10 protein-coding genes are annotated in these 15,638 nt (G+C 57.3%); 1 reads left to right on the plus strand and 9 read right to left on the minus strand.

Annotated elements, in window-relative coordinates:
* Window positions 1–44: 44 nt before the first annotated feature.
* From betA to H8S59_RS14470, 6 genes are all read right to left on the minus strand, one after another.
* The gene (betA, locus tag H8S59_RS14445) at window positions 45–1,748 is read right to left on the minus strand and encodes a choline dehydrogenase (protein WP_095092423.1); all 1,704 of its coding nucleotides are present in this window, start codon (window positions 1,746–1,748) and stop codon (window positions 45–47) included.
* A gap of 137 nt (window positions 1,749–1,885) precedes the next feature.
* The gene (gene betB / locus H8S59_RS14450; RefSeq protein WP_187521852.1) at window positions 1,886–3,358 is read right to left on the minus strand and encodes a betaine-aldehyde dehydrogenase; all 1,473 of its coding nucleotides are present in this window, start codon (window positions 3,356–3,358) and stop codon (window positions 1,886–1,888) included.
* Window positions 3,359–3,472: 114 nt separating this feature from the next.
* Window positions 3,473–4,066: a transcriptional regulator BetI gene (gene betI, locus H8S59_RS14455; protein ID WP_095092421.1), complete on the minus strand. Its 594-nt coding sequence runs from the start codon at window positions 4,064–4,066 to the stop codon at window positions 3,473–3,475.
* Window positions 4,067–4,356: 290 nt separating this feature from the next.
* A complete protein-coding gene (gene choV / locus H8S59_RS14460; protein WP_095092420.1) occupies window positions 4,357–5,535 on the minus strand; it encodes a choline ABC transporter ATP-binding protein in 1,179 nt (392 codons plus the stop codon).
* A complete protein-coding gene (gene choW, locus H8S59_RS14465; RefSeq protein ID WP_095092419.1) occupies window positions 5,532–6,377 on the minus strand; it encodes a choline ABC transporter permease subunit in 846 nt (281 codons plus the stop codon). The genes choV and choW overlap by 4 nt, the downstream gene beginning before the upstream one ends.
* A 67-nt stretch (window positions 6,378–6,444) precedes the next feature.
* A complete protein-coding gene (locus H8S59_RS14470; RefSeq protein ID WP_095092418.1) occupies window positions 6,445–7,392 on the minus strand; it encodes a choline ABC transporter substrate-binding protein in 948 nt (315 codons plus the stop codon).
* A gap of 1,014 nt (window positions 7,393–8,406) precedes the next feature.
* Between H8S59_RS14470 and gbdR the strand changes: the two genes are divergently transcribed.
* Window positions 8,407–9,510 carry a choline metabolism transcriptional regulator GbdR gene (gbdR, locus tag H8S59_RS14475; protein WP_095092417.1) on the plus strand — a complete coding sequence of 368 codons (1,104 nt, stop codon included), beginning with the start codon at window positions 8,407–8,409 and terminating at the stop codon, window positions 9,508–9,510.
* 453 nt (window positions 9,511–9,963) lie between these two features.
* Here gbdR and H8S59_RS14480 read toward each other — a convergent pair whose 3' ends face one another.
* The 3 genes from H8S59_RS14480 to H8S59_RS14490 all read right to left on the minus strand — a co-directional run bounded on the left by H8S59_RS14480 (window position 9,964) and on the right by H8S59_RS14490 (window position 15,465).
* Window positions 9,964–10,224 carry a hypothetical protein gene (locus H8S59_RS14480; RefSeq protein WP_187521853.1) on the minus strand — a complete coding sequence of 87 codons (261 nt, stop codon included), beginning with the start codon at window positions 10,222–10,224 and terminating at the stop codon, window positions 9,964–9,966.
* Window positions 10,225–10,401: 177 nt separating this feature from the next.
* The gene (locus tag H8S59_RS14485) at window positions 10,402–12,669 is read right to left on the minus strand and encodes an autotransporter outer membrane beta-barrel domain-containing protein (protein WP_187521854.1); all 2,268 of its coding nucleotides are present in this window, start codon (window positions 12,667–12,669) and stop codon (window positions 10,402–10,404) included.
* Between the two features lie 162 nt (window positions 12,670–12,831).
* A complete protein-coding gene (locus H8S59_RS14490) occupies window positions 12,832–15,465 on the minus strand; it encodes an autotransporter outer membrane beta-barrel domain-containing protein (RefSeq protein ID WP_187521855.1) in 2,634 nt (877 codons plus the stop codon).
* Between the last annotated feature and the right edge of the window lie 173 nt (window positions 15,466–15,638).

Here is a 15,638-nt window from a genome sequence, read left to right on the forward strand (position 1 = left end):
TATCGCGGGCAAGCACCGCTCCCACAAGTACCGTATTTCAAATTTTACTGCGCAGTACGGCTCACTTCCCGCACCGGCTTGCCACGCGCTGGCTTGTCACCCGCCACGAAGTAATCCGCAGTGCTGCGAGGCAGCGGCGCGCGGCCGCGGATCTTGTCGGCGATTTTCTCGGCGATCATGATCGTTGGCGCGTTCAGGTTACCGGTGGTGATCAGCGGCATGATCGAGGCATCGACCACACGCAGACTTTGCATGCCATGCACGCGACCTTCGCCATCGACTACAGCCATTTCATCGGTGCCCATCTTGCACGAACACGATGGGTGATAAGCCGTCTCGGCATGTTCACGGATGAAGGTGTCAAGGTCTTCATCGGACTGCACTTCAATGCCGGGGCTGATTTCACGGCCACGGTATGGGTCGAGCGCAGGCTGCTGCATGATTTCCCGGGTCAGGCGGATGCCGTCACGGAACTCCTGCCAGTCCTGCTCGCTGGCCATGTAGTTGAACAGGATGCTCGGATAGTCCCGCGGGTTCTTCGATTTGACCTGAACACGGCCGCGGCTTGGCGAACGCATGGAGCCCACGTGAGCCTGGAAACCATGCTCCTGCACACCCTTGGTGCCGTTGTAGTTAATCGCTACCGGCAGGAAGTGGTACTGAATATTCGGCCATTCGAATTCTTCGCTGGAACGGATGAAACCGCCCGCTTCGAACTGGTTGCTGGCGCCGATGCCTGTTCCCAGGAACATCCACTCTGCGCCGATGGCAGGCTGGTTCCACCACAGTAGCGACGGGTACAGCGACACCGGCTGAGTGCAGGCATATTGCAGATACATTTCCAGGTGATCCTGAAGATTCTGACCCACACCTGGCAGGTCATGCACCACCGGAATATCCAGTGCGTTCAGGACTTCAGCGGGGCCAACACCGGAGCGTTGCAGAATCTGCGGCGAGGCAATCGCGCCGCTGCACAGCAAGACTTCCTTGCGGGCTTTGGCTTCGATGCGCGCATCGCTGTCGCCGACCATGTAGCTCACGCCGACCGCTTTTTTGCCGTCGAACAGAATCCGGTCGGTCAGCGCGTGAGTAACGATGGTCAGGGTCGAACGCTTCTTGGCTTCATCCAGATAGCCGCGAGCGGTACTGGCGCGACGGCCTTTGGGCGTCACGGTGCGGTCCATGGGACCAAAGCCTTCCTGCTGATAACCGTTGAGGTCATCGGTGCGCGGGTAACCGGCTTGCACACCGGCTTCGACCATGGCGTGGAACAGCGGGTTGTTGCCCGCTTTCGGCGTGGTCACGCTGACCGGACCGTCGCCGCCGTGATAGTCGTTGGCGCCGATGTCGCGGGTTTCTGCCTTGCGGAAATACGGCAGGCAGTCGGCGTAGGTCCAGTCTTCGAGACCGGGGTTCTTCGCCCAGCCGTCGTAGTCCATCGCATTGCCGCGGATGTAGCACATGCCATTGATCAGCGACGAACCGCCGAGGCCTTTGCCGCGACCGCATTCCATACGACGACCGCCCATGTGTGGCTCTGGATCGGTTTCGTAGGCCCAGTTATAGCGACGGCCTTGCAGCGGGAATGCCAGAGCAGCTGGCATCTGTGTACGGAAATCCAGACGGTAGTCCGGGCCACCGGCTTCCAGCAGCAGAACGGTGACGCCCGCGTCTTCGGTGAGACGGGCTGCCAAGGTGTTACCGGCCGAACCTGCGCCGATGATGATGTAATCGAATTCCTGGGACATTACTGCACCCTCTTTAAAAAAATGGGGAGGTCACGCTGTCCCGGTAGGAGCGAACTTGTTCGCGAGGAGGTATGCCTGACACACCGCATCGCCTGCCTCGCGAACGAGTTCGCCCCTACCGGGATTTCGGTCGTTACTTAGAACACCGAAGCGTAATCACCCAACTCAACCTGAACAGACTTGATCCGCGTGTACTGCGCCAACGAGCTGATACCGTTTTCGCGGCCTACGCCGGATTGCTTGTAGCCACCGACCGGCATTTTCGCGTCGGATTCGCCCCAGGCGTTGATCCAGCAGATGCCGGCTTCCAGCTGGTGAATCACGCGATGCGCGCGGTTCAGGTCTTTGGTGACGATGCCTGCCGCCAGACCAAACTCGGTGTCGTTGGCGCGGCGGATGACTTCTTCTTCGGTGTCGTAACCAAGGATGCTCATCACCGGGCCAAAGATTTCTTCCTGGACGATTTTCATGTCGTCTGTGCAGTCAGTGAAAACCGTAGGAGCCACATAAGCCCCCTTGGCCAACTCACCTTCAGTCAGTCGCTCGCCACCGGCCAGCAGGCGTGCGCCTTGCTCTTTGCCGGAAGCGATGTAGCCCAGCACGTTTTCCATGTGGGCGAAGCTCACCAGCGGACCGAAATTGGTATTTTCGTCCTCCGGGTCACCGACACGGATGCGCTTCACGCGCTCCAGGATTTTTGCTTCAAACGCAGCCTTCAACGCGTTGGGTACGAAGACCCGAGTGCCGTTGGTGCAGACCTGACCGGAGCTGTAGAAGTTGGCCATCATCGCAACGTCGGCGGCGCGATCCAGGTCGGCGTCGTCGAAGATGATCAGCGGCGACTTGCCACCCAGTTCCATGGTCACTTCTTTCAGGGACGAGCCCGAAGCGCTGGCCATGACTTTCTTGCCGGTTTGCACGCCGCCAGTGAACGAGATCTTCTCGATGCGCGGGTGCTCGGTCAGCCAGCTGCCGACTTCAGCACCGGTGCCCGGCAATACGTTGAACACGCCATCCGGCACACCTGCTTCGGTGTAGATTTCAGCCAGCTTCAAAGTGGTCAGCGAGGTGACTTCGCTCGGCTTGAAGATCATCGCGTTACCGGCGGCCAATGCCGGAGCGGACTTCCACAAAGCGATCTGAATCGGGTAATTCCACGCGCCGATACCGGCGACTACACCCAGCGGCTCGCGACGGGTATACACGAACGAGGAAGTGCGCAGCGGAATCTGCTCGCCTTCAATGGCGGGCACCAGGCCTGCGTAATATTCCAGTACGTCAGCACCGGTGACGATGTCGACGTATTTGGTTTCGGAGAAGGCTTTGCCGGTGTCCAGGGTTTCCAGCGCGGCCAGCTCATCGTTGCGTTCACGCAGGATGTCCACGGCACGGCGCAGGATGCGCGAGCGCTCCATGGCGGTCATTTCGGCCCAGATTTTCTGGCCTTTTTCGGCGCTGACTACGGCGCGTTCAACGTCTTCTTTGGAGGCACGCTGGACTTGAGCCAACAGCTCACCGTTGGCAGGGTTGATAGCGTCGAAAGTCGCATTGCTGGTGGCGTCGACGTAACCGCCGTCGATGTAGAGTTTTTGCTGTTCGAAACGGGCCATAAAGTCCTCGCAAATTCAGAGTGGCTGGCGATGACTGACGTCAGGTTGCCGTGTCGGATTGGGCAACGCCGTCTTGCAGCCGTTCGGTGCTCGTCTCATCAAATGTGAAACGTTTCAGCTCACCGCTTTCGCCAGTTGGAAATCCATATATTCGTAGGCAATCTGCAGCGCCTGATCGGTGTCGAACGCATCGCCCGACAGCGCGCCGCGCAGCCATAAACCGTCGATCAATGCCGCGAGACCGCGGGCCGCGCTACGCGCTTGCTCCGGTGCCAGTACGCGGCGGAACTGACAGCACAGGTTCGAATACAGACGGTGATCGTTGATCCGCTGCAGCCTGTGCAATGACGGGTGGTGCATGCTGGTAGCCCAGAAGGCCAGCCAGGTTTTCATTGCCGGGCCGTTGACCTGGCTGGCGTCGAAGTTGCCCTCGATGATCACTTGCAGATGCGCCCTTGGGCTGTCATCGGTGAGGGCCTGACGACGTTCACGTACGTTCAGGATCAAGGCATTCATCAGGTGGCGCATGGTGGCTGCGATCAGGCCGTTCTTGTCCTGAAAGTAGTGGCTGATGATGCCGTTCGAGACGCCTGCCAGACGAGCAATCAGCGCAATGCTGGCGTCGCCCATACCGACTTGATCGACCGCTGTAAGCGTGGCCTGGATCAACTGCTGACGGCGGATGGGTTGCATACCGACCTTGGGCATTCGCTAAATCTCCTGATTCGCCTGACTGATCGCTCTGCCCAAAAAGGCTCAGCCAGTCTAAAGATTTTTTATTGAACGTTCAATCAATAAAAAATGATGGGCGTGCGGAAAGCCTTGTAGATGCACATGTGTGGAGGTCTATCTCTGGAATGTGATTTCCCTTGTGGGAGCGGTGCTTGCCCGCGATAAGGCTGGACGCGGTTCACTTTAGGTCGCAGTGTTCTTATCGCGGGCAAGCACCGCTCCCACAGGCGGAAACGCATTTCACAGGGGAATGCGGTGTTGCTCCATCAACCCAGATTCTTGCCAAGCAGCGCGTGATACAACTCGCTATCCCCGAGAATCCCGACCACCTGGTTGCCATCCTGCAGCACCAGCTTGTTACCCGTCTGATAACGAATCTGCAGGGCGTCGCGCATACCGATATTGGAATGCACCAGTGTCGGTTTGCGGTCGAGGGTGTCCATGGATTGGCCGGGCGTCCAGTTTTGCAGGTCGAGTTGACCGGCACCCTGACGTGCGCCTTTGATGGTGTTGCCTTCGGCCAGTTCTAACCACGAATCAACGCTTGGGTCCAGACACACCGAGCCGTTGACCCGGGTGCAGTTGTCCAGCGTACGCATCAGGCTGCGGCCACACAGAACGTTGAGCGGATTGGTGTGGGCGACGAAGGTACGCACATACTCATCGGCCGGGTTGAGCACGATCTGCTCCGGCACGCTGTACTGCACGATGCGGCCGTCTTTCATGATCGCGATCCGGCTGCCCAGCTTGAGCGCCTCGTCGAGATCGTGACTGACGAACACGATGGTTTTATTCAGCTTGCTCTGCAGGGCCAGCAGTTCATCCTGCAAGCCCTGACGGATCAGCGGGTCGAGGGCCGAGAAGGGTTCGTCCATCAACAGAATATCGGCATCCATGGCCAGCGCACGGGCCAGGCCAACGCGCTGCTGCATGCCGCCGGATAACTCGTCGGGCTTCTTGTTGCGCCACTGGGTCAGGCCAACCAGTTCAAGTTTTTCGTCCACCAGCTTGCGGCGTTCTTTCTCGGGGCGGCCCTGCATTTCCAGACCAAAGCTGATGTTCTCGCGCACCGTCAGCCAAGGCATCAGGGCAAACTTCTGGAACACCATGGCAATGCGTTTGGTACGCATCAGTTTCAGCTCTGCCGGGGTGCAGTTGGCGATGTTGATCTGCGAGCCTTCGTGCTCGACGTAGAGCGCGCCGCGGCTCACGGTATTGAGGCCGTTGATGCAGCGCAACAGACTGGATTTGCCCGAACCGGACAGGCCCATCAATACGCAAATCTCACCTTTTTCGATGTCCAGACTGGCTTTTTCGACACCGACGATCTGGCCGGTTTTTTTCAGGATCTGGTCGCGGGTCAAGCCTTCATCCAGCAGCTTGAGTGCTTCGCGCGGATCATTGGCAAAGATAACGTCGACGTTATCGAATTTGATAATGCTCATGCGTCAGCCCTCACTTTGGTTTCGGGTTGTTTGCAGATACGGTCGAGCATGATTGCCAGCAATACGATCGCCAGGCCGGCTTCGAAGCCCTGGGAAATGTCAGCAGTATTCAATGCATTGACCACGGGTTTGCCCAGGCCATCGGCACCTACCAGTGCGGCAATCACCACCATCGACAACGACAGCATGATGCACTGGGTAATACCGGCGGCGATGCTCGGCATGGCGTAAGGCAGCTCGATACGCGTCAGCAGTTGGCGACGCGACGAGCCAAAGGCTTTACCGGCATCGAGCAATTCATGGGGTACATCACGGATACCCAGATACGTCAGGCGGATCGGCGCGGCAATAGCGAACACCACCGTTGAAATCAGACCGGGCACCACGCCCAGGCCGAACAGCGTCAGGGTAGGGATCAGATAAACGAAGGTTGGTACGGTTTGCATCAAGTCCAGCACCGGTCGCATCACGGTGTAGAACATCGGTTTGTGCGCAGCAACAATGCCCAGCGGCACGCCGATGATGACGCAGACGAACGTGGCGAACAGTACTTGAGCCAGCGTCTCCAGGGTTTGATCCCAATAACCCAGATTGAGAATCAGCAGAAACGACGCGACGACGAACGCGGTCAGACCCCATTTGCGCTGAATGAAGTGCGCGAGCAGGGCGATCAGGCCAATCAGCACGAAGGGGTTGAACCAAGTCAGCGCAAACGTCAGGCCGTGGATCATGGTTTCAAGCGATGACGCGATTGCATCGAAAGTGCTGGCGCCGTGTTGGGTCAGCCAGTCTACGAAGGCCGCGATGTACTCGCCTAAGGGGATTTTATGATCTGTCAGCATGGTATCGATTGTCCGCTTGCGGGAGAAAAGGGAGACAACAGGCGGGCTTGCCCGCCTGCGTGTCGGCTTACTTCGTCAGCTTGGCTTTTGCTGCCTCCAGGCCAGGTTTGCCGTCAATGGTGGTCACGCCAGCCAGCCAGGTGTCGAGCACTTGTGGATTGGCTTTGAGCCAGGCTTTGGCCGCAGCATCAGGCTTTTGCTTGTCGTCCAGCACCTTGCCCATCAGGGTGCTTTCCATGTCTAGGGTGAACGACAGGTTTTTCAGCAGTTGGCCCACGTTGCTGCATTCCTGGGCGTAGCCTTTACGGGTGTTGGTGAAGATGGTTGCCTGACCGAAGTTAGGACCGAAATACTCGTCGCCACCTGTCAGGTATTGCATCTTGAAACGCGTGTTCATCGGGTGTGGTTCCCAGCCCAGGAACACCACATCGGATTTGCGACGTTGAGCGCGATCAACCTGGGAGAGCATGCCCGCTTCGCTGGACTCAACGACTTTGAAACCGGCGTCTTTCAGGCCAAACGCATTCTTGTCGATCATGCTCTGGATCAGACGGTTGCCATCGTTGCCGGGCTCGATGCCGTAGATTTTTCCGTCCAGTTCTTTCTTGAACTTGGCAATGTCGGCGAAATCTTTCAGGCCCTTGTCATACAGCGCTTGAGGAACGGCCAGGGTGTATTTGGCGTTTTCCAGGTTGGCGCGAATGGTCTCGACGGTGCCTGCATCACGATAAGGCTTGATGTCGTTTTCCATGGTCGGCATCCAGTTACCGAGGAACACGTCCATGTTCTTGCCATCGGCCAGGGACTTGTAGGTCACGGGCACGGAAATCATCGTGGTCTTGGTTTTGTAACCGAGGGATTCGAGAACGGCGCTGGTGACGGCGGTGGTGACAGTGATGTCAGTCCAGCCGACATCCGAAAAGTTGACTGTGCTGCACTGCTCGGGCTCTGCGGCCTGTGCCAGCATCGGTAAACCCAGCGCAACAGCCAGTAGCAACGATTTTGAACCTTTCATGAGCGGACTCCCTTTGGTGTTTTTTCTCGCCATCAGCTTCGCAGGCTGACGCGATTTGGTGTTTTTCGGCTGATGTAAAAGGCGTTTGGCGAAGGCTCTTCCACTGCGCTGGCGAACGAGTCGACAACGATCATGTAACAGCAGAAATCAAACGCCTACAGGGGGCGTCGTAACCAGTACACAGGGCGTCGTATCCAGTGCTGGTAACGTCGCTTACAGGTTTTTTCAGTGCCGTAAGGCCTGTTTTCCTGACGGAAAACGGCTAAAACCGGCATAAGCCGTCGCGCCGAAAGCCGATGGAACGCGGGCGACGTTGGCGGGCATGAGTAAGTCGGTGTGGGATGCATCTGACTTTGTAAAAGCCCGATGATGTCAGCATCCCGGCGCACTGCCGTTTCAGCGTAGCAGCTGCAACAGCGTACGCTTGCGACCCTCGGGAACACCCATTGCGGTGGGTTTGGATACTCATTTGGGTGTTATGTTCCCCACGCCAGAGCCTTTACACGATCCGTAGGACCGGCTTTAGCCGGGAGGGCGGTATTTCTGAGCATGCAAATGTATCGGGTTTACCGACGCCCTCCCGGCTAAAGCCGGTCCTACGGGGTAATGGAAATTCACTGCGCACTTATCGAACATCCCCCCAGTTTTCCGCCACTTTTTGGCGCGAAAGCCCATGGGTGTGGCGCAGTGCTATGTCCTTCGATGCTCGAATTTGGTCGCGCTGTGCATAGAGTGACACTCCGAATCGGCATCCTGATCAGCCCTTCACACAAGTGCTACCGAATTGCTCACCCGCCCTTTATGAGCGTGGTTCGTGACGCTTCGCACGTCGTTAATCGACAACTCGGGTCGTTGCTGAATAGACGCATCGCGACGTCGTTTTCAGGGGTTATTGAATGGCCATTCAAGTTTAGGCATGGCATTTGCGTTGTCATCACAAAGCCCTGCTTCGTACGGGGCTATAACAAGAGCCTCCGCCTGAGGCCTCCAACCGCTTAGTGAGGAGATACTGTGATGACATCGTTCAACTCCGGGGCTCAACCCCAGAATCGCGCACCACAATCCATTGGCTTTCTGCTGCTGGATAACTTCACTCTGATATCTCTCGCTTCAGCGGTTGAACCTCTGCGTATGGCAAACCAGTTGTCAGGTCGCGAGTTATATCGCTGGACCACACTGACTGCCGACGGCGGGCAGGTCTGGGCCAGCGATGGTCTGCAAATCACCCCCGATGCGGCCATGCACAAGGCCCCGGCGATGGACACGGTGATTGTCTGCGGCGGCGTGGGCATCCAGCGTACGGTTACCCGTGAACATGTCAGCTGGTTGCAAAGCCAGGCGCGCCAATCCAAGCGCCTTGGCGCGGTATGCACTGGCAGCTGGGCACTCGCCTGCGCGGGCCTGCTCGATGGTTTCGATTGCAGCGTGCACTGGGAATGTCTGGCGTCGATGCAGGAAGCTTTCCCACGCGTTGCCATGAGCACCCGGCTGTTCACCCTGGACCGTAACCGCTTTACGAGCTCGGGCGGCACTGCGCCATTGGACATGATGCTGCACTTGATCAGCCGTGATCACGGTCGTGAGCTGTCGGCCGCGATCTCTGAAATGTTCGTCTACGAGCGCATTCGTAACGAACAGGATCACCAGCGCGTGCCGCTCAAGCACATGCTGGGCACCAACCAGCCGAAGCTGCAGGAAATCGTCGCGCTGATGGAAGCCAACCTTGAAGAGCCGATCGACCTGGACGAGCTTGCCGTTTACGTCGCGGTTTCCCGTCGACAACTGGAGCGCTTGTTCCAGAAATACCTGCACTGTTCGCCATCGCGGTACTACCTCAAGTTGCGCCTGATCCGTGCCCGGCAGTTGCTCAAACAAACACCGATGTCGATCATTGAAGTGGCCTCGGTGTGCGGCTTTGTTTCAACTCCGCACTTCTCCAAGTGCTACCGCGAATACTTCGGCATCCCGCCACGTGACGAACGCGTCGGGTCCAACACCGCCCAGCAAGTGTCGATGATGCCCATCCCGCAAGCCATGGTCCTGGCGCCGCTGTCTGGCCCGCTGTCTGCGTTGAGCCAGGCCAGGAACGAGTCGACGTTTGCGAGTGTGCGGTTGTAAGGATAACAAGGCGGTGTGTCAGGGACATATCTCGCGAACAAGTTCGCTCCTACCGTTGCGGCGCGGTGTTCCAGGCTTGCGCGCTTGAGGTAGGAGGCAACTTGTTGCCGAGGCGGTGTGTCAGGGAAATTATCTCGCGAACAAGTTCGCTCCTACCGTTGCGGCGCGGTGTTCGAGGTTTGCGCGCTTGAGGTAGGAGGCAACTTGTTGGCGAGGCGGTGTGTCAGGGACATATCTCGCGAACAAGTTCGCTCCTACCGTTGCGGCGTGGGGTTCGAGGTTTGCGCGCTTGAGGTAGGAGGCAACTTGTTGGCGAGGCGGTGTGTCAAGAAATATCTCGCGAACAAGTTCGCTCCTACCGTTGCGGCGTGGTGTTCCAGGTTTGCGCGCTCGAGGTAGGAGGCAACTTGTTGGCGAGAGGGGCCAACGCGGTGGTTCAGTTCGGGGGGGATATCACCGGTGTTGCTGCTTATACTGCGCGAGCCCTGGCAACAGCTGTTTATCAATCGCCTGTCTCACCGCCGGTAAAATCGTCGCGCTCCCCGTCAGCATCTGCTCCACCAGACGGCGCAGGGCGGTGGCGCGGTCTTCGGTCAGGCCGCAGACGGCTTGCATGCACGCCTGTTCCGCAGTGGCGCCGGAAGGCATTTCGAAGCCGATCGCTCTGAGCTGGCTGATCAAGTCTTCCTGGTCAATCAAGTCCGCGTGCATCATGTCGAGCGCTCCTTTTCTTATGAGATATGGAGCGATTCTGGTAGCGCTGGACAGTATCGGCAAGGCCCGTTTTTCTGAATGTCTGCCATGCCTAAAATCAGGTCGTTTTTGGCTAACAGGGGCTGATCAACAGGCAAAAAAAGGGGCCTCAAAGGCCCCTAATGACTAAAACAGCATTTACCAGTTGTAACGCACGCCTACGTTCACACCCCAAGGCTGCGCGATATTACGGCCCCTCATGTAATCGAAATCAGCATGCACCTGCAGGACATCCGTCAGCTGCGCCGCAACGCCCAGACCCAACTCAGCGCGAGTGCCCGACAAGTCATTGGTGAAACGGGATTCATTGATCTTCACCTTGTTGGAGGTCACGAACTCGCGAGCCACCGCTGCTTTGACGTAAGGCTGAACGAAGCCACCATCATCCAGCGCAAATTTACGACCCAAATGGCTACCGACTTTACCGAGCAGTGAGTCAGCTTTATTGCTGCGCGCCTCAAGTCCGTTATCCAGCTTATATTCTTCGCCGCTGACCCAAAGGCCAGACATCTGGGCATAAGGCTCAACGAACCAGGTTTCATTGAACGTGATGTGCTTTCCCACTTCAACAGAGGCACCCACGCCGTAGTTGTTGTAGTCGCCTTTGCTCTTGACGCCATCGCGCATGGTCACGTCCGCCGAGTTCTGGAAACGGTTGGCCTTGATCAGAGCGTCGATGTAAAAGCCGTTGTCCGCCAGCCAGGTGCTATAGGCACCAACATAGTAGCTGTCGACCTTGCCTTTGTTGCCTGCCTTGAGGTCCAGATCGGATTTGCTGTAACCGCCCATCAGACCAACCAGCCATTGCCCGTTGCTGCTGGAAATCGGCAGATCGGCACCGAAGGAAATACCTTGTTGTTGCTGCGAATACTCAATGCCGCCCGCAGCCGACATATCGTATTTGTTGCCGTAGGTGCGCATCCAGCCGCCACCTTGATTGCTGTCGGTACGCAGTTCACCCATACGGCTGCGCAGCGTAGCTGATTCGCCGTACCACACTGTCGGTGCGGCGCTGAACAGGCCAATGGCAACTTCAGTGCTTTTCGATACGGTGCCGGTTTGTACCAGGAACCAGTCGTTGCCGCTGGTACCATTCCCACGTTGCTCCAGTGCATAGGAATAAGCGCCAGCGTCGACCAGCCCGTCTGTGCTATCCACTGCGAACTGCGCATCGCCGTTTTCAATGTGAACCAGCTGACGATCAGCACCGCCCGCTTGTGGCTCTGCACCGGTATTTTCCACCAAAAGTTTGTGACTGCCGGTCGCCGTGCCGGATACGTTCAGCGAGTCGCCCATTCCAGCCGCCAGGTCGGTGCCCAGCCCAAAGCGGCCACTGCCTGTAAGCTCTTTGACATCCAGTTTGTGGAAGCTGGCATTGCCATCAGTCCCGCGCAGGTCAACCATGCCACCGTTCAGGTTCAGCTTGCCGACGGTGGAGTCATCTTCCATAACCCACAACGACGAATTATCGAGGGTCAGCGAGGTGGCATTGGTGATGGTGCCGGTCAGGCTGGCGTTGTTTTTCAGATCCAGGTTGGCGGTCGAGCCGTTTTCCACCACAACATCACCGATCAGCCGGCTGTTGTTGACGGTGAAGTTGGTAGTGACATCGCCTTGTACTTCAAGAATCACCCCGTTACCACCGGTCAATGTAGAGCCATTGGCCACTTCAATATTGGCTTTGGGGTCTACAAGCCCTGGAAGTCCGGAGACCAATAAGGCGCTGCCGTTTTTCCCCTCTACATGCGAGCCATCAATCAACAGGCCTGGGTCGACCTGGCCACCCGTTGAGTGGTAAGAAAACAGGACGGCACCATTATTGTCGCCGGTGACCGTGCTGCCCTCTCGGAACTGTGCGCTGGCGCCCGCAAGTACAACACCCACGCCGCCCGCGATAGGACCAATAGGCGCGGTACCGTCTCTGCCGATGACATCAGTGTTGCGCAATACAAGGATGGCACTATCTGTAACGTTGATGCCTCGGCCGACGCCCGAAACTTCACTGTTGCGCACTGTCGCTTCCGAGCTGCCTGAACGCCCCTGCAAACGAATGCCATAGCTTTCGCTACCGGAGGTCGTGGAGGTTGCAGTGATTTTTGCGTTGTCGATGGTTGCCGAGCTGTCGATGAGCGTGATGCCGGCGGTGTCGACGGCGTCCACCCGACCGTCGTCGATAATAACCCTGGAGCCCTGATGCGCCGTGATGTCCTTGGTTGCGCCTTTATTGCGCACGACGAGTTCTGAATTGCTCTTTAACTGGTAGTTCTCAACGGGGTCACCGTCTTCGACGAAGAACTTGCCGCCGGGTGGGACGTCTTTTGCAGTGACGTGCTCCAGGGGAATTAATGTGCCGATCACCGACAACGTAAGACACCCTCCGATAGAGGGGATTTTAGAAAATTTCATAATTATTTAGCACCCTGTGTCCGTAGTGACGGACTAGTTGAAGTAGGGGCGCTATTAGATAGAAAGTTCCTACAGTAATCGGTAGGGCTATTCCCGCATATGTGTAGGACGTTTCCTATTGATATGGCTCCATATTCACCATTGGACAGGCTTTTTATACGTCTACCACGCGTACCGTAGACCTATATTGATCCCCCAGGGTTGCTCGATATTGTCACCGTTGCTGTAATCCACATCAGCGTGCATTTGCATTACATCGCTCAATTGCGCCACGACACCTGCGCCGAGCTCGCCACGAGTGCCGGACAAATCGTCGCTGAATGTGGTGCTGTTGACCTTGACCTTATTGCTGCGCGCAAATTCTTGCGCCCCGGCAACCCGCACGTAAGGTTGCACAAATCCACCTCTGCCAAGGTCGATGGTCCGGCCAACGTAAGTTCCGACTTTGCCGAGCATTGAATCCGCGTGATTGCTGCGGGCCTGCATGCCGTTATCAAGGCCGTAATGCTCACCGGAAACCCAGAGGCTGGAGAGTTGTGCATAAGGCTCGACGAACCATTTGTCCCCAAGTTCTATGTGCTTGCCACCTTCAATTGAGCCGCCGAAACCATAATTGTTGTAATCGCCCTCGGATTTAACCCCGTCACTCATGAGTACGTTGGCTTTATTCTCAAAACGGTTAGCCTTGACGACGGCGTCAATGTAGTAGCCCGATGTCGACAGCCAGGTGCTGTAAAGCCCCATGTAATAACTGTTCACATCGCCTGACGTGCCGCTTTTCAGATTCAGCTCCGAGCGACTCACTCCTCCCATTACACCCACCAGCCACTGCCCATCGGCACTGGGTAGCGGGGTATCGACACCGAAAGACATGCCCTGCTGATTTTGTTGGTAGCTCACTTGATCGGTTGCCGAGATATTGAATTTGTTTCCATAGGCACGCGCCCATACGCCGCCCGCCGTATGACCTTGACGCAATTCACCCATCCGGCTGCGCAACGTGGTCAGTTCGCCGTACCAGACGGTCGGCGCCGCGCTGAAAAGCCCCACAACAGCCCGAGTACCCGGCGTTATGATCGGCTCTCCCGGCTCAGCCGGATCAGGCCCGGGATTGGTTGTGGTGGCCTGTACCAGAAACCAATCCGTGCCGCGCTTCTCCAGCCGATATTCGAATGTGCCTACGTCCACCATGCCACCGGGAACAGCGAACACCCCGTCACCACTGCCGGTATGCACGACTTGCTGAGCGTAGTCCTCCTCGATGGGATCCACCCCCGTGTTTTGTATCGCCAGCGTGTGGCTACCGCTTGCGCTTCCTGTCACGTTGATCAGATCGCTCGAGTGGCCCGCCAGGTCGGTGCCCAATGCGAAGGTCCCCGAGCCGGAAAGCGCTCCAAGCGTTAGCACACGAAAGCCCGCATTGGCGCCCCGCAGATTGATCGTACCGCCGTTCAGCGCCAGATTGCCGACAGACGAGTCGTTGATCATGTTCCAGCGCGAGGTTGAGTCCACACTCATGGTCTGGGCGTTACTGATCGTGCCCGTCAATAGGCCGTTGTTACTCAGATTTATCCCGGCAGCAGTTGCTGCATCCTGGACAATATCGCCCGTCATCTGGCTTTGATCGATGTTCAATGTGCCAATATTGCTCAGTTGGCCGGTGAGCGTCGACTGGTTGCTCAGGGAGATCGATGCAACTGAACCGCTGGTTTCGACGACGTTGCCGGTAAACGTGCTGCTGTTCATGTTCAGGCTGCCGATGTTGGACATCGTGCCCGTATAAGCAGAGTTTCCCGCCATGGTCACGGGCACTGTCGAGCCTGCGGGCACGCTCAGGTTTCCGGTCACCGTGCTGGCGTTGATGTCCAGGCTGTGAATGTCCGTCATGTCGCCTGTGAGGCTGGCGCTGTTACTTAAATCAATGTCGACAATGTTGTTATTGAACACCTGCACATTGCCCACCAGTGCACTGTTATCAACGATGAATTCGAGTGTCGCGATGTTCGCGCCGGTCCCCCCCGGCTCACCGACCTGGAGAACCGTGGCGTTCCCCGCATTCAATGTTGTGCCGTTACGCACGATGACACTTGGCGTTGCTGCAGCACTCAGTGCGTCTACGAAAATAGCGCTGCCAGCGGTCCCGGTTACGGTACTGTTGTCCAGCACCAGCGAGGGGGCCGGTGCAGCATTGCCGTCCTCAAGAATTAAGACTCCACGGTTGCTGCCAGTGATGGTGCTCCCCCCCTGAACGGTGGCATTGCCCCCGAACAGCACCAACCCATAACCGTTGTCGGCGATGGTCGGGCCTGAGCCTGTCCCCGTCACCTGAGTATTGGTCAGCGTTGCTGTGCTGCCATTGGCTACGTTCACCCCTCGGCCAAAGCCATTGATGATGCTGTTGGTAACCGTCCCTGTCGAAGGCGTACCGGCCAGATTGACCACTGCCAGACCCACTCCGGCCGTAGCGTCAATGGTCGAGTTCAGTACGGTAGTGGTGCTGCTGTTCACCCTCAGCCCCAGAACGTTGCCGTTACCTGCTATTGGCGTGACTGTAGCCCCCGACAAGTTCACTGTTGATCCGGCGTCTGCACCAATGCTCAGCGTCTGTGCGCCGGGAAGGACATTCAGCGTCGCGTTTTGCAGCGTCCAGAACTCTGGTGGGAAACCCGGCTGCACATTAACCGTCTGTCCAGGAATGAGCGCTGCGCCGCTGGCTGAATCGACCCATGCAAGCGAGGCGATAAGAAGTGCCGTACAGTGGCAGGTCTGTAGTGTGATTGTGGAATTAAGGCTCATGTAAATACCTCCTTGAAAACACGAGAACCTGCATAATCGTTGGGACTCAAGTGAATAGTCGGTGGCCACGCCAACCCATTAGGGGCGAAGTAATCGTCTGTTTGGTTATATTGGGACAAATAATATAACCGTGGGGTGCGGCTGTTACATTATTTGGCGATAAGCCTTATCGC

It is taken from the genome of Pseudomonas folii, from assembly GCF_014357575.1.
In the GTDB taxonomy this organism is placed as follows: Bacteria; Pseudomonadota; Gammaproteobacteria; order Pseudomonadales; family Pseudomonadaceae; genus Aquipseudomonas; species Aquipseudomonas folii.

Coding starts and splice junctions, on each gene's coding strand:
- H8S59_RS14485 (WP_187521854.1), bottom strand. CDS start 12,669: ATGAAATTTTCTAAAATCCCCTCTATCGGAGGGTGTCTTACGTTGTCG.
- betA (WP_095092423.1), bottom strand. CDS start 1,748: ATGTCCCAGGAATTCGATTACATCATCATCGGCGCAGGTTCGGCCGGT.
- betI (WP_095092421.1), bottom strand. CDS start 4,066: ATGCCCAAGGTCGGTATGCAACCCATCCGCCGTCAGCAGTTGATCCAG.
- betB (WP_187521852.1), bottom strand. CDS start 3,358: ATGGCCCGTTTCGAACAGCAAAAACTCTACATCGACGGCGGTTACGTC.
- H8S59_RS14480 (WP_187521853.1), bottom strand. CDS start 10,224: ATGATGCACGCGGACTTGATTGACCAGGAAGACTTGATCAGCCAGCTC.
- choV (WP_095092420.1), bottom strand. CDS start 5,535: ATGAGCATTATCAAATTCGATAACGTCGACGTTATCTTTGCCAATGAT.
- H8S59_RS14490 (WP_187521855.1), bottom strand. CDS start 15,465: ATGAGCCTTAATTCCACAATCACACTACAGACCTGCCACTGTACGGCA.
- gbdR (WP_095092417.1), top strand. CDS start 8,407: ATGACATCGTTCAACTCCGGGGCTCAACCCCAGAATCGCGCACCACAA.
- H8S59_RS14470 (WP_095092418.1), bottom strand. CDS start 7,392: ATGAAAGGTTCAAAATCGTTGCTACTGGCTGTTGCGCTGGGTTTACCG.
- choW (WP_095092419.1), bottom strand. CDS start 6,377: ATGCTGACAGATCATAAAATCCCCTTAGGCGAGTACATCGCGGCCTTC.